Source organism: Granulicella rosea (assembly GCF_900188085.1).
Classification (GTDB): Bacteria; Acidobacteriota; Terriglobia; order Terriglobales; family Acidobacteriaceae; genus Edaphobacter; species Edaphobacter rosea.
Map to the genome: position 1 here is coordinate 1 of NZ_FZOU01000012.1, position 14,705 is coordinate 14,705.

The following is a 14,705-nucleotide window of genomic DNA, read 5'->3' on the forward strand; positions in this document are numbered from 1 at the left end:
AAACGAGAGGTCATCGGACACGAAGAGATCTTCCTCCAACTCCACGACCACCTCCCACCAGAGATGATCTACGAAAGAGAACTCCTCATCTGTAGACTGTAACCAGGATGGTTACAGACTGACCTGCTCTCACGCCTCCGAAGGCGCGATCGCGCGGGTCGACTCACGCCGCACAAGCCGCGGCTCGACCAGCTCCTCGTGCGTCAGCTCTTCGCGGCCTTCGATATGCCCCAGCAGGTGCGCGGCGGCCATCGCGCCCAGCTCTTCGAGCGGCTGCATGAACGTGGTGAGCGTCGGGCTGATGTAGCCCGCGCTGGCGATGTCGTCGAAGCCGATCACCGAGATATCCTCCGGCGTGCGCAGACCCTCGTCGCGGATCGCGCGCATGGCGCCGATGGCCGTCACGTCGTTGAAGGTGATCAGGCCGGTGAAGCGCACGCCTTTGCCCAGCAGCTCCTTCGCGCACAGATAGCCCTCCTGCGGCGCCGAGATCTCGGTCGGCGAGTTGCCGGAGTGCAGCTCGCCGATGATGCGTTCGTCGAGCGTCAGCCCGCGTTCGCGCGCGGCGGTCTGGATGCCGCGCCACCGCTCGGTCGCGGCGCGGCGCCAGGGCGGTCCCTTGATGACCGCCAGGCGGCGATGGCCGAGTTCGTACAGGTGTTCGACCGCCATCGCGCCGCCGCGAAAGTTGTCGATCGCGAAGCGCGGCACGCCGTCCACCTTGGCATGGTTGCCGATGGCGATCCAGGGCCGTCCGGGCTGCGCCGGGAAGGTCGTGTTGATCGAAAGAAAGCCCTCCGCCGCGCGTTCGAGAAAGCGCCGCGGATACTCGCGGATCAGCGTCTTGTCGTCGTGATGGCTGGCCGTGAAGTAGAGATACTTCTCCTTCGTCAGCGTGGAATCGATGCCCGCCAGGATCGTCGCGGCATACAGTTCGCGGATCTCCGGCAGGATGACCGCGATCGTGTAACTCCGCTTCGAGCTGAGATATTTCGCGTAAAAATCCGGGCGGTAATCGAACTTCGCCGCCGCCTCGATGATCCGCTGGCGAGTCGCCTCCGGAATCAGGCGACCGCGTGGGGTATCATTCATCACGAGCGAGACCGTGCTCGGCGAAAGCTGCAGATACTGCGCGAGCGTCCTCTGCGTGATCGGCTGGTGCTTGATCGGCTGCACAGGCTCCTGCGTGCTGCCCTTCGTCGTTGACAAGATGCCTCCCCCCACACGCTCGCTGACAAGACTCGATGACCTACAAAGAAGCATATACGGCGCGGGGGTCTGAAGTCGCTGGACCCGACGGCGTCCGGATCGGCAGGATCGTCGCGCAGAGCACGGCGCTGGTCTTTCTCGGCTATCTCGGCACGGGGCTGGAGGCGGCGGTCGTGCCCAGCTTCGTCCACCGCGAGCTCGGCCTGAGCACCACGCTGGCCGGCGCCGCGCTCGGCGCGCAGGCCCTGGCGACGCTCGTCAACCGCGCCTTCGCCGGCCGTGTCACCGACCGCTTCGGCGCGCGCGCGACCATCGTGCGCGGACTGCTGCTGATGCTGGCCAGCGGCGTGCTCTTCACCGGCGCGGCGGTCTCGCTCGCGCATCCCCTGCTCGACTTCGCGATCCTGATGCTCAGCCGCCTGATGCTCGGCTGCGCGATCAGTTGGGTCTCGGCCGCCGGCGCGGTCTGGGGCATCGGCCGCGCGGGAGAGGCCAACGCCTCGCGCGTGCTGGTCTGGAGCGGAGTCGCCGCCAACGCCGCGCTGGCCCTCGGCGCGCCCGCCGGGCTCTGGATCGGCGCGCACTGGAGCGTCATGACGCTCGGCCCCACCATCGTCGCCCTCTACGCGGCCAGCATCGGCTACGCGCTCACGCTGGCCGAGGTCGAACGCGTCGGCGCCGAACCCCTGCGCATCTCCGCCGTGCTGCGCCGGGTCGCGCCCTTCGGTTCGATCCTCGCCCTCTGCGCCACGGGATACGGCGTCTTCTCGGCCTTCGTCACGCTCTTCTTCCAGCAGCAGGGCTGGGCCTCCGCCGCCTGGCCGCTGGGTCTCTACGGCGCGGCGTTCATCGCGACGCGCATCCTGCTCGGCCGCTGGATCGACCGCTACAGCGTCTTCCAGGTCGGACTCGCCTCGGTCGGGCTCGAACTGGCCGCGCTGGCGCTGCTGGCGGTCTCCCGCTCGGCAGGCTTCGCGCTCGCCTCCGCCTGCCTGATGGGCATGGGCTTCTCGCTCATCTTCCCCGCCCTCTGCGTGCGTACGATCCAGGCCGTGCAGCCGCGCGACCGCGCCTCGGCGATCAGCGTCTTCACCGGCTTTCTGGAGTTCGCCCTCGCGGTCGCGGCCCCGCTGACCGGTCTGCTGATCGCGCGCGAAGGCTACCGCGCGGGCTTCTGGGCGGCGTTCCTGGCCGTCTGCCTCGGCTTCGCCGGATTGCTGGCCCTCCGGCGAGAGGATTCGCTGAAAAAGGCCCAGGGCTGAAGCGAGCTTCCGCTTCGGTGGACGGCGAATAACCGTTTTGTTAAGGGCATGGCTTCAGCCATGCCGCTTCGGACCGCCACGAACCCGGCTTCAGCCGCTGGGGTACGGTCTTCGCTTGAACCAGCACAAAGCGGACCTCAGCGGCTGAAGCCGCCTTACCGCATCGGCGAGACGGCACAGTTGAAGCCGTGCCCTTGACGAACCCTTCTCCAAAGGACGAAATTTTTCCACTTGACAGCGACCCCCGGCGCGAGGCAATGTATGTTGGCTGATCTAGTCAACCGGTTGACTGAAGCGAAAATCAACTTTTCGCACCCCCGGCCACCCAGACGGCGCCAATTTCCGCACGCCCCGAAGGACATGCCATGAATCCGCTTCGCCGTTCCCTCCGCACCCCATCCGCACTTCTGGCCGGCGCCTCCGCCCTTGCCCTCACGCTGCTCAGCGGATGCGGCATCGGCACGCCGAGCACCGGCGCCGCGAGCGCATCCGCCATCCCGCAGGGCTCCAGCAACATGGGCGGCATCCTGCACGGCGGCCCGAATCCCGTCGCCGGAGCCACCATCACCCTCTACACCACGACCAGCGCCGGCTATGGCGCGACAGCCACCTCCGTCGCCACCACCACCACCGGCAGCGACGGCTCCTTCAACCTCACCCTCCCCACCTCCACCATCGCCTGTCCCACCGGCGAGTACGCGTACATCACCGCCGCCGGCGGCACGACCGGCTCCTCCGCCGTCAACAACGCCTCGCTCATGATGGCGCCCATCGGCCTCTGCGATGCGAACTACACCTCCACCGGCGCCGCCGGAGCCTACGCGAACGTCTACACGGGCTCCCCCATCTGGCTCGACGAGCTTACGACCGCCGTCTCCGCCTACGCGCTCGGCAACTTCATGACCGTGACCAACGCGGGCGTCGTCAACATCGGCGCGCCGGCCAACAACCACGGCAAAGCCTCCGCCTCCACACCCGCCGCCGCGGGTCTCGCGCACGCCTTCCAGAACGCGCTGAACATCGTCAACATCCACACCGGCCAGCCCTACGGCAACCTCGGCGGCAGCCTCAACACCACCGCTGGCATCATCCCGGCGGACGAGATCTTTCTCCTCGGCAACATCCTGCAGGCCTGCGTGAACAGCGCCGGCAACACCGCCGCCAGCACCGCCACCAGCAACGACGGCAACGCCTGCGGACAGCTCTTCAGCTTCACCGTACCGCCGCTCTCGGGCGCGGCCGTGCCGGTCAACACCATGCAGGCCATGCTCGATCTCGCGAAGTATCCCGCGCCCGCGCTGAACACCTGGAACACCGCCTGCACCGCCGCCGGCGGCGGAACCACCACCGCCACCAGCTGCCTCTTCAACCTCGCCACCGGCATCGGTTCGTATCCGAACTCGCTGACCGCGGCGCCGGTCGACTGGAGCCTCGCCATCGTCTTCCCCGCGGGCACGGGCAAGAACACCACCTCCACCGCGCCGGTCTGCACGGGCACGGGAACCTCCTCCTGCCCCGGCCTCACCTATCCCGCATACGTCGCGCTCGACTACGCCGACAACGTCTACGTGTTGAACTGGACCGGTTCGACCACCACCCAGACCAACATCGTCGGCCTCGGCTTCGACGGCACGCCCATCTTCGCCTCGCCCGCCGATACGACCGACATTCTCATCAAGACCATCGCCACCGACACCGCCGGCCACGTTATCGCCGCCAACAACGACGCGAACGCCAACACCGCCACCGACGTCGTGAAGGTCTACAGCGCGACGACCGGCGCGACGCTCGCCACGCTGACCACCTCCAACGGTCTCGGCTCGATGCCGCAGTCGATCATCGCCGATCCGCTCAACAACCTCTACATCGCCTCCAGCCTCACGGCGATCAACATTCGCAAGGCGACCTACGGAGGCACCTCGGCGGCGCCCACCTACGCGGTCGCCTCGCTCACCACCACCGCGCCGACGGGCGGCGTCCTGCAGCTTGGCTGGGACTCGAAGCTGGACCTGTACCTCGAGACCAGCACGCCGAACGCCTACCTGCTGCCGAACACCGGCACCTTCGCCGCGCCCACCTACGCGGCGAACGGCATCACCGCCTCGAGCGGCGGCGTCACCGGCTCGACCGGCAGCAACTACGGCATTGCGGTTGCAAGCACCGGCAATGCCTACACCGTCACCTCCGCCGGGCTGACGCCGATCACCAAGACAGTCGGTTCGTCGACCACGATCGCGTCGGGCTCGCCCATCCCCCTGCCGTACATCCTCACCAGCGGCGGAACCACCGGCCCCTTCGACCGCTACGCGTCGATGGACGGTCTCAACGAGGTCGTGACGCCGGACGGCGCCAACGGCACCGCTCCCTCGGGCGTGGTCATCTACGACACGGTCAACAACATCTCGCTCGGCATTCTGAGGGGTTGCTACGTCATCAGCCGGGCCTGCGGAACCACCTCCGCCGGACAGGTCCCGATGTACTCCGCCCGTTCGGCGGCGATCGACTCCGCCGGCGACGTCTGGGTAGCCTCGGGCGCAAGCGCGACGTTGACCGAGCTGATCGGCGCCGCCGCGCCCACATGGCCCGGCCTGTCGATGGCCCTCTCCGGCCGTCCCCAGTAACGCAGTCATTCTTTCTCCAGGCCGGCAGGCACGTCCTGCCGGCGCCCTTTCCCCCTCACTGTGCGCCCACCGCGCTGAAGGACTCCCCATGCTCGATCGCCGTAAATTTGTATCGTCTGCCGCACTTGCCTCAGCTTCCACGTTGCTTGCGCCCCGGCTCTTCGCCCAGGGTCAGGCCACGCCTCCGAGCTTCGTCGTTCATCCCGAGACGCTGTTCCAGATTCCCGCCGACTTCACCGGCCTCAGCTACGAGTCCTCGCAGCTCACCCACCCCAGCTTCTTCAGCGCGAAGAATACCCCGCTCGTCGGCCTCTTCCGCACCCTCGGCGAGACCGGCGTCCTGCGCATCGGCGGCAACCTCAGCGAGTTCACCACCTGGTCGAACACCGACCCCGACGTGGCGGACGACGGCGGCGTCGAAGGCCCCGACCCCGGCATCCGCGACGCGCATCGCTTCATCATCTCGCCGCGCTCGATCGAGAACCTCAACCAGTTCCTGCTCGCGACCAACTGGAAGCTGATCTACGGACTGAACCTCGCGGGCGGCACGGCGGAGGCCGCGGCGGACGAGGCCGCCTGCGTCATGCGCATCTGCGGGCCGCGCGTCGTCGCGCTCCAGTTCGGCAACGAGCCCGACCTCTTCAAGCACAACGGCGACCCCAAGGACCACTGGACCTACGCCGAGTTCATCGCCAGATGGAACGACTTCCAAAAGGCCGTTCATGCGAAGGTTCCAAACGCGCCGCTCGCCGGACCCGACACCTCGTTCAAGCCCGAGTGGGTCGGCAACTTCGCCGCCGACACCAAGGGCCGCACCTGCCTGCTGACCGCGCACTACTACGCCGAGGGCCCGCCGACCAACCCCGACATGACCCTCGACCGCCTGCTGACCGACAAGACCAAGTTCGACGCGAACATCCAGAAGGCCGCCGCGCTGGCCCAGAAGGCCGGCATGCCCTATCGCATGTCCGAGGGCAATAGCTGCTACAACGCCGGCAAGAAGGGCGTCAGCGACACCTTCGGCTCGGCGCTCTGGGCCGGCGACTTCTCCGCCAAGGTGGCGGCCGTGGGCGCGACCGGCATCAACCTGCACGGCGGCGGCAACGGCTTCTACACGCCCATCGCCGGATCGCCGAAGGACGGCTTCGTCGCCCGGCCGGACTTCTACGGCATGCTGATCGCCAGGCCGCTGCAGGGCGCGAAGATGCTCGCCGCCGACCTCGACGCACAGGGCCAGAACCTGACCGCCTACGCGGTCGAACAGCACGGCAAGGTCACCGTCCTCGCCTTCAACAAATCCGACCGGCCCGCGACGATCGAGATCGCCCTGCCCGCGACCTACACCGGCAGGGACGCCCACATCCTGCGCCTGACCGCGCCCTCCGTCGAGGCGACCGGCGGCGTAACGCTCGGCGGCGCCGCGGTCGACAAGGACGGCAAGTGGACGCCGAAGTCGAAGGAAACCATCGCACGCCAGAACGGCAAGCTGCTGCTGCCCCTGCCGGCGTATAGTGCGGCGTCAGTACATTTCGCGTAGAACCTTCGTTTGTCATTCCCGCAGGGAATCTGCTTCTGTCGTTGCACTTGTCGTTGTCCGTTCTTGTCTGTCATTCCCGCAGGGAATCTGCTTCTGCTTTTCGTTTCAAGTCTTCGCCGCATCTCAAGAGGTCTTCATGCAGTCTTACACCCAACATCGCCGCTCGTTCTCGCAAGCCCTACGCGCTCTGTCGCTGTGCGTGGCGCTCGCGTCTCCCGCAATGCTTCACGCCCAGGCGCAGAACACCGGCGCCGTGGCGGGCAGCGTCTTCGACAGCGCGCACAACCTCATCGTCGGCGCAGCCGTCACGCTGACCTCCGAGGATCGCGGCAACGTCTACAAGATCGCCAGCAGCGCGCAGGGCGAGTACACCTTCAACGACGTGCCCGTCGGCACGTACACGCTTGAGGTCACCGCGCCCGGCTTCTCGACCTTCGTCTCGCACCACGTCGTCATCGACTCCGACACGCGCCTGCGCATCGATTCGACGCTTGCGACCGGCGCCGTCGACACCCAGGTCGTGGTCAGCGCGGATCAGGCGGCGGTCGATACCCAGAGCGCGACCGTCGGCCAGGTCATCGACAACGAGCTGGTCGAGAACCTGCCCATCGACGGCAACAACGTCGTCGCGCTGGCCGCCCTGCTGCCCGGCGTCACCGACGTCAGCGCCCCCACCACCTTCACCGACGAGAACGGCGGCGCGACCTTCTCCGCCAACGGCGCGCGCGGCAACTCCAACCTCTTCCTCTTCGACGGCCTGCTCTGGAACAACCTCTATCTCAACACCGGGATCAACTACCCCAACCACGCCGCGCTCAACCAGGTGAGCGTGCAGTTGAACAACTACTCCGCGCAGTATGGGCGCAGCGCCGGCAGCATCTTCAACGTGGTCTCGAAGTCCGGCGGCAACACGACCCACGGCGAGATCTTCTTCCACTATCACGACGCCACCCTGACCGACGCCACCAACTACTTCACCCACAACGTCACCCCGCAGCAGACCGCGCAGTATGGCGGCGCGGTCAACGGCGCCATCTTCCGCGACAAGCTCTTCTACGCCGCCGAGTTCCAGGGACTGACCGGCTACAGCGGCGTCACCGCCAACGCCGAGACGCTCTCCGCCGCCGAGGAAGGTCTCAACCCCGACGGCACGCCCTACATGTGCACCAACCCCGCGCTCGCCGGCAAGCAGTGCGCCAGCTTCGCCGCCGACGCGCAACCCGGCGTCTCCTCCTCGAAGCTCATCATCAACCCCATCGGCGCATCGCCGATTCCGGCCTCCTTCGGCGTCAACATCGCCGTCGCCAAGTCGCAGATTCAGTCCACCTGGAACGCTCTCGGCAACAGCTCCACCAGCCCCTGCATCAACACGCTCACCACCCTCGGCGCGGGCTTCCTCGTCAACGCGGAGATCCCCGCCGAGTGCTTCGACCCCACCGTGCAGGCCATCATCCACAAGGGCTACATCCCCGCGCCGACCGTCTACCTCGGCGGCTCGCAGCTTCCCTACTCCAGCCCCGCCGCCACCCGGCCGCAGCGCGAGTACGGCGGCTTCCTCCGCCTCGATTACAACATCACGCCGCGCCAGACCCTCGCCGCGCGCTTCTACCGCACCGAAAACTCCGACTCCACCGCCAACGGCGGCGGCGACGCCAACGTCGGCGTGCCCACCTACGAGGTCGACTACAACCGCGCCTTCATCACCGCCGGTTCGCTCAGCCACACCTTCATCCTCACCCAGAACCTCGTCAACGTCGCCACCATCGGTTACAAGCGTTACGACTACGGCGTCGTGCCCTCGGATAACACCACGCTCGCCACGCTCGGCTCGCAGTTCCAGTACCCCGGCTACCAGTCGCTGCCGACCATCTCCGTCAGCACGCGCTTCACCCTCGGCAACTCCTCCGACGCCTTCACCCGCTCCATCGGCGAGAACGAAGAGCTGGTCGACAACCTCTCGCTCGCCAAGGGCCGCCACAACTTTCAGTTCGGCGTGGACTATCTGCGCGAGCAGTATCTGAACGTCCGGACCAACGTCGGCAGCTTCAGCTTCCTCGGCAATCCCGGCTTCACCGATGCGCAGGCCTCGGACTTCATCATGGGACTCGTCTACCAGGAGAGCTTCGGCAACACCCAGCGCATCTCCGCCAGGCAGAACGCCGTCTACGCCTACGCGCAGGATCAGTGGCGCGCGACCGCCAGGATGAACGTGACCTATGGCGTCCGCTACGAGCTGCCGCAGCCCTGGTACCAGCCCGACGGACAGGCCGCGACCTTCGTACGCGGCTACCAGTCCATCGTCATCCCCAACGCACCCGCCGGCCTCGCCTTCGTCGGCGACCCCGGCATTCCGAAGTCGCTCATCAAGCCCGACTACAGCAACATCTCGCCGCGCATCGGCATCTCCTACGACCTCTTCGGCAACGGCAAGACCGCCATCCGCGCCGGCTTCGGCACCTTCTACGACGCCATCCCCGCGACCATCGTCGGCTTGACCCAGCCCTATACCTATCGCGCCAACTACACCCTGCCCGCCGGCAGCCTCACCAATCCGCTGCTCGGCTTCCCGTCCATCCCGCAGAACTTCACCGGCAAGGGCACGGCGCAGTTCACCCAGCCCTACTCGGTCATCGCCCCCGACTCCAACTTCCGCAACTCCTACACCCTGGCGGTCAACCTCGGCTTCCAGCAGCGCATCACCAGCGGAAGCATATTGGAGATGAACTACATCGGCCGCTTCTCGCGCCACCAGCTCATCGCCGTCGACCAGAACCCCGCCATCGTCGACTGCTCGGGCGCCTACTTCCAGGCCAACCCGACGCTCTACTGCGGCTCCTTCGTCGCGCAGGGAAACCCCGCTTCGAACTACGCAGGCCGCGTGAAGTATCTCGGTTACAACTACGGCGGCGGCGGCATCGTCGATCTCGAATCCGCCGCCACCGCCAACTACAACGCGCTCCAGATCACCTACCGTCAGCGCGCCTTCAGGAACCTGACCCTGCTCGGCAACTACACCTACTCCCGCGCGATCGACGAGCAAAGCTCGCTCAGCACCTCCAGCTCCGTCTCCGAGCCGCAGAACATCGCCATCAACTACGGCGTCTCCGATCAGAACGCGACGCAGATCTTCAACATGGGCTGGCGCCTCGGCCTCGGAAAATTCCGCAACGCCAACAGCCTCGTCAAGAACGTCTTCAACGACTGGGCCTTCAACGGCATCTACAACGCACGCACCGGCCACCCGGTCAACGTCACCTTCGGCGGCGACGAGCTGGGCACCGACGAGCCCGGCCAGCGCGCCTACCTCATCCCCGGCATGAACCCCTTCCTGCCTTCGAACCGCCATCGCACCCAGAAGATCGCGCAGTGGTTCAACTCCGCGGCCTTCCAGAAGCCGGCGCCCTTCACCGCGACCAACATCGGCCGCAACTTCATCATCGGCCCGGCCTACATCAACACGCAGTTCTCGCTGACCAAGGAGCTTCGCTTCCACAAGCTCGGCGAAAGCACACGCGCCCAGTTCCGCGCCGAAGCCTTCAACGTCTTCAACACCGTCAACCTCGGCCAGCCCCGCGCCAACTACAGCGCCAGCCTCGCCCAGTCGCTCACCTTCGGCTCGATCAACTCGGTCGGCACGAACGGCAACCGCCGCATTCAGTTCGGCGTCATCATCTACTTCTAACTTCGTCGTCCTTTGCTGGGAACCACCTGAAACGCACGTCATCCTGAGCGAAGCGAAGGACCTGCGTTTTGCTTTTGCCGTTGCTTGTTCTTGCTGGAAGCACCCGCTCCACCGTTCTTCCGTAGAGGTTCTTATGCCGACCATCCCGCCCCGCCGCAGCTTCCACCAACACGCCGTCCGTATCGCCCTTGCCCTCGCGGCTCTCGCCGCACCGCTGGTCCGCGCGCAGTCCGTGCCCGTGCCCTTTGCCGGCACGCTCGCCGGCGGCGGCACGGTCTGCTCGGCCAGCCTGCCCGTCTTCGCCGTCAACGGCAACGGCGCGAAGTACGGCGACGGCTGCCCCGCCACGCAGGCCACGCTGAACGTGCCCGTCGCCGCCGCGTCCGACTCGCTCGGCAACGTCTTCATCGCCGACCAGACCTACCAGCTCGTGCGCGTGGTCTACAACGGAGGCGCCGCCCTCGCCGCCGCCATCACCGCGTCCAACGTGCAGAACGCCGGACTCGTGCCCGTGAAGGGCAACATCTACACCATCGCCGGCGGCATCGTCGCCACGCCCACCGAGACGACCAAGTACTGCAATCAGGCCGCCTCCGGCACGATCGGACTCGACACCGAACTCGACGGCTGCCCCGGCTCCGAGTCCGAACAAGGCCCGCGCGGACTCGCCACCGACGCCGACGGCAACCTCTTCATCGCCAGCGTCTCCCCCGTCTCGCAGATCCGCGTCTTCTACGTCGGCGGCGCCGCCGCGGCCAGGCTCATCACCACCGAGAACCCCACCGTCACCACGCCGCAGCCCGGCTACGTCTACAACATCGCCGGCGGCAACGCCTCGTCCTACACGCTCGACGGTTCATTGGCCGTCAAGGCCACGATGAACACGCCGCGCGGCATCGCCATCGACGCCTCCGAAAACATCTACTTCGCCGACCAGCTCAACAACGTCGTCCGCCGCGTCGACGGCACGACCGGCATCATCACCACCGTCGCCGGACACTGCGTCGTCAGCAGCACAAGCTGCACCGCCACCGCCACCTCGGGCGACGGCTCCCCGGCCGCCAGCACCGCCGTCAACATCTACTCGCCCTACGGCGTCGCGCTCGACCAATACGGCAACCTCTTCATCGCCGAGGCCGGTTCGGCCTCGCTCGCCGGACGCATCCGCGTCGTCTACGCCGGCGGCACGCTGCCCGGCCTTGCCTCGCCCACCGTCGGCGACATCTACACCTACGCCGGCGGCGGCACAGGCTCCACGCCCGCCCTGCAGGCTGTCTTTCAGGAGGTCTTCGGCGTCACCGTCGACCCCTCCGGCTACCTCTACGTCACCGACTACCGCAGCGGCTCCACCGGCTCGAACCATCTCTGGAAGGTCGACCCCACCAACGGCAACATCGCCATCATCGCAGGCTCAGGCGGCGCCGCCCTCACCGCCGGCGCGCACTGCAACGGCGGAACCACTGGCCCCACCGCGTCCAACACCAAGGGCGACGGCTGCCCCGCCACCCAGGCCTTCCTGCAGAACCCGCAGGAGCAGCTCGCCTTCGACCCGCACGGCAACTTCTACATCGCCGACCGCGTGAACAACGTCGTCCGCTCCTTCACCTACAACAACACCTTCCCCGCCACCCCCACCGGCACAAGCATCACCCAGCAGCTCGCCTTCCTCTATCCCATCTCGACCCCCACCACCGAGACCTTCGTCACCGAGGGCGCCGCCTCGCCCGACTACGCCGACGGCGGCAGCTCCACCTGCTCCCTCGGCACGCCACTGACCACCGCCGCAACCTGCGTCGTCAACGTGACGTTCAAGCCCTCGCAGGCCGGCCAGCGCTCCGGCGCCATCACCGTCACGGGCGCTGCCGGAACCGTCGCTGTCGAAGCCCTCACCGGCGTCGGCACATCCCCGGTCCTCACCATCGCGCCGCCCGCATCGACCACGCTCGGCTCGGCCATCCAGCCGCTCGGCGTCTCGACCGATGAGGCGGGCAACGTCTACGTCTCGAACGGCAAGGCCGGCCAGGTGCTCAAGACCACCATCGCCGGCGGCGCCGGAACCGCCGTACTCACCGGCCTCGGCAGCCCGCGCCAGTCCACCACCGACAACTTCGGCAATCTCTACGTCGCCGACGCGACCAACAACAAGATCGCCGAGCTCACCGCCGCCGGCGCGACCGCCAGCCTCGGCACGGGACTTAGCGCGCCCCAGGGCGTCGTCGCCGACCTCTACGGCAACCTCTACGTCGCCGACACCGGCAACAACCGCCTGCTCTACCTCTCGCCCGCCACCGGCAGCCAGCGCGTCGTGCCCGTCTCCGGCTTCACCCTCAGCGGGCCCACCTGCCTCGCGCTCGACGCCTCCGGCGACCTCTACATCGTCGACACCAACGGCACGCGCCTGATCGAGGTCCCCGTCGGCAGCGCGCCCGTCGCCATCACCCTGCCCACCGGCGCCACGCCCTCGGCCGTCGCCGCCGACCCAGGCGGCAACCTCTACCTTGCCGACACTACCAGCAAGAGCATCCTCTTCGTCCCCGCCGGAACCTCCACCGCGACCACCTTCGCCAGCGGCTTCACCACGCCCGTCGCCCTGGCCGTCGGCTCGAACGGCAACGTCTTCGTCGCCGACTCGTCCGCGACCAGCGCCACCGGCTATAACGCAGCGCTGAACGCCAGCACCTTCACCACCACGAACATCTCGCTCACCAGCCTGCCCATCACGTTGACCCTCACCAACGCAGGCAACACCGCCGCCGCGCTCGGCACGCCCGCCTTCACCGAGACCGGCTCCGCCGCGGCCTTCCCCACCTCGGGCTCTGCAACCTGCACCGCCGGCGGCGCCCTCGCGACCGGCGCCAACTGCACCCAGACCTTCGTCTTCAAACCCACCGTACCCGGCGCACAGACCGCGCAGGTCGTCTTCACCCCCACCGCCGGCCAGCCCGTCACCGCGAACCTCAGCGGCACGGCGACCAACCTCATCCTCACCAGCCTGACCCTGACCCCCGCCAACAGCACTGTCAGCTACGGCCAGCCCGTCACCTACACCGCCACCCTCACCGCCACCAACGCAGGCAGCTCCACGCCAACCGGAACCATCTCCTTCGTCGTCGACGGCGCCACCGTTTCGACCGTCAACGTGACGGCCACGCCCTACACCTACAAGCTGAACGCCGCCGCCGGAACCCACTCCGTCGCGGTCGTCTATAGCGGCGATGCGGCCTTCGCGGGCAGCAACACCACCACGCTCGTCACCGTCAACAAGGCGTCCACCACCACCACCGTCACCTTCGCGCAGAACGCCAGCGGCGTCGCCCTGACCGCCATCGTCACCCCCACGACCACCGGTCCCAGCGCCTTCACCGGTTACGTCACCTTCAGCGTCGACGGCGTGGCCGGCTCGCAGATCGCCGTCGGCACAGGCACGGTCACCACCACGCAGGTGCTCTCCGACGGAACCCACACCTACAGCGCCAGCTACACCGGCGATGCGAACTACGCCGCCAGCAGCAGCGCCACGCAGAGCGTCACCGTCGCGCGAGCGGCCACCGCCCTCACCCTCGCCATCACCCCCGTCTCGAACGCCGGAGTCGGCGGCCTGCAGCTCACCGCAACCCTCACCTCCGCCGCCGCCGGCACGCCCACCGGAACCATCACCTTCACCAACGGCGCGGCCACCGTCGGCACGGTGAACCTCTCGACCGCCGTCAAGGGCGTCGTCACCTTCACCACCACCTCGACCACCTACACCAACTACACGTTCACGGCGGCCTACTCGGGCGACGGACTCTTCAGCTCCTCCTCGGCCACCGCCACCGAGGGCGCGGACTTCGTCGCCGTCGCCCCGGCCGCCGGCCTCGCCGTACCGCAGGGCGCGCAGGCCGTCCTCGCGATCGCCATCACGCCCATCAACGGCTACTCCGGCACGCTGACCGCGACCTGCTCGAACCTGCCCACCAACACCATCTGCCGCTTCCAGCCGCTGCCCCTGACCGTCGCCGCCGGCGTCGCCTCCACCTCGTCGGTCCAGGTCTTCGCCGGCGTCAACCCCAGCGTAGCCAGCCTCGAACCGGCGCACCCGGACACGCGACGCACCTGGCTCGCGCTGCTCCTCTTCGCCCCGCTGGGCTGCTGCTTCACCCGCACCGGACGCCGCCGCCTGCCGCAGCTCTTCGCCCTGATCGCAGCCGCGTTCGTGCTGACCGCGCTCTCCGGCTGCGGCAACAAGACCCCAGCCAACAGCCCCACCACCTACCTCGCGCCCGTGGGCACGACGACCTTCACCGTGACCTACACCGATACGAACAACCTCGTGCGCTCCGTGGCCGTCCCGCTCACCATCACCCAGCAGTAAAGGCTGCGCGATTCTCGTCTGCTCCTGGCGCTCGCCCCGC

Annotated in this window: 6 protein-coding genes; 5 read left to right on the top strand and 1 reads right to left on the bottom strand. The window is 67.6% G+C overall.

What is annotated here, in order from left to right:
• Positions 1-129: 129 nt before the first annotated feature.
• Complete coding sequence (locus CHB87_RS20300; protein WP_176441891.1) at positions 130-1,209, bottom strand: LacI family DNA-binding transcriptional regulator; 1,080 nt, start codon at positions 1,207-1,209, stop codon at positions 130-132.
• A 35-nt stretch (positions 1,210-1,244) separates the two neighbouring features.
• On the opposite strand from CHB87_RS20300, the gene CHB87_RS20305 reads away from it, so the two are divergent.
• The 5 genes from CHB87_RS20305 (at position 1,245) to CHB87_RS20325 (ending at position 14,665) form a co-directional block, all read left to right on the top strand.
• On the top strand, positions 1,245-2,471 hold the full coding sequence (locus CHB87_RS20305) for an MFS transporter (protein ID WP_089410285.1): 1,227 nt from the start codon (positions 1,245-1,247) through the stop codon (positions 2,469-2,471).
• 365 nt (positions 2,472-2,836) lie between these two features.
• Positions 2,837-5,092, top strand: a complete 2,256-nt coding sequence (locus tag CHB87_RS22390) for a hypothetical protein (RefSeq protein ID WP_176441892.1) — start codon at positions 2,837-2,839, stop codon at positions 5,090-5,092.
• An 88-nt stretch (positions 5,093-5,180) separates the two neighbouring features.
• Positions 5,181-6,629 carry a glycosyl hydrolase family 79 C-terminal domain-containing protein gene (locus CHB87_RS20315; RefSeq protein WP_142988457.1) on the top strand — a complete coding sequence of 483 codons (1,449 nt, stop codon included), beginning with the start codon at positions 5,181-5,183 and terminating at the stop codon, positions 6,627-6,629.
• 136 nt (positions 6,630-6,765) lie between these two features.
• On the top strand, positions 6,766-10,311 hold the full coding sequence (locus CHB87_RS20320; RefSeq protein ID WP_089410288.1) for an outer membrane beta-barrel protein: 3,546 nt from the start codon (positions 6,766-6,768) through the stop codon (positions 10,309-10,311).
• A gap of 133 nt (positions 10,312-10,444) precedes the next feature.
• On the top strand, positions 10,445-14,665 hold the full coding sequence (locus CHB87_RS20325) for an Ig-like domain repeat protein (RefSeq protein ID WP_089410289.1): 4,221 nt from the start codon (positions 10,445-10,447) through the stop codon (positions 14,663-14,665).
• The last annotated feature ends 40 nt before the right edge of the window (positions 14,666-14,705 follow it).

Bases quoted from the DNA above. Each gene is read 5' to 3' on its own strand.
- CHB87_RS20305 (WP_089410285.1), top strand. From the start codon at position 1,245: ATGACCTACAAAGAAGCATATACGGCGCGGGGGTCTGAAGTCGCTGGA.
- CHB87_RS22390 (WP_176441892.1), top strand. From the start codon at position 2,837: ATGAATCCGCTTCGCCGTTCCCTCCGCACCCCATCCGCACTTCTGGCC.
- CHB87_RS20315 (WP_142988457.1), top strand. From the start codon at position 5,181: ATGCTCGATCGCCGTAAATTTGTATCGTCTGCCGCACTTGCCTCAGCT.
- CHB87_RS20320 (WP_089410288.1), top strand. From the start codon at position 6,766: ATGCAGTCTTACACCCAACATCGCCGCTCGTTCTCGCAAGCCCTACGC.
- CHB87_RS20325 (WP_089410289.1), top strand. From the start codon at position 10,445: ATGCCGACCATCCCGCCCCGCCGCAGCTTCCACCAACACGCCGTCCGT.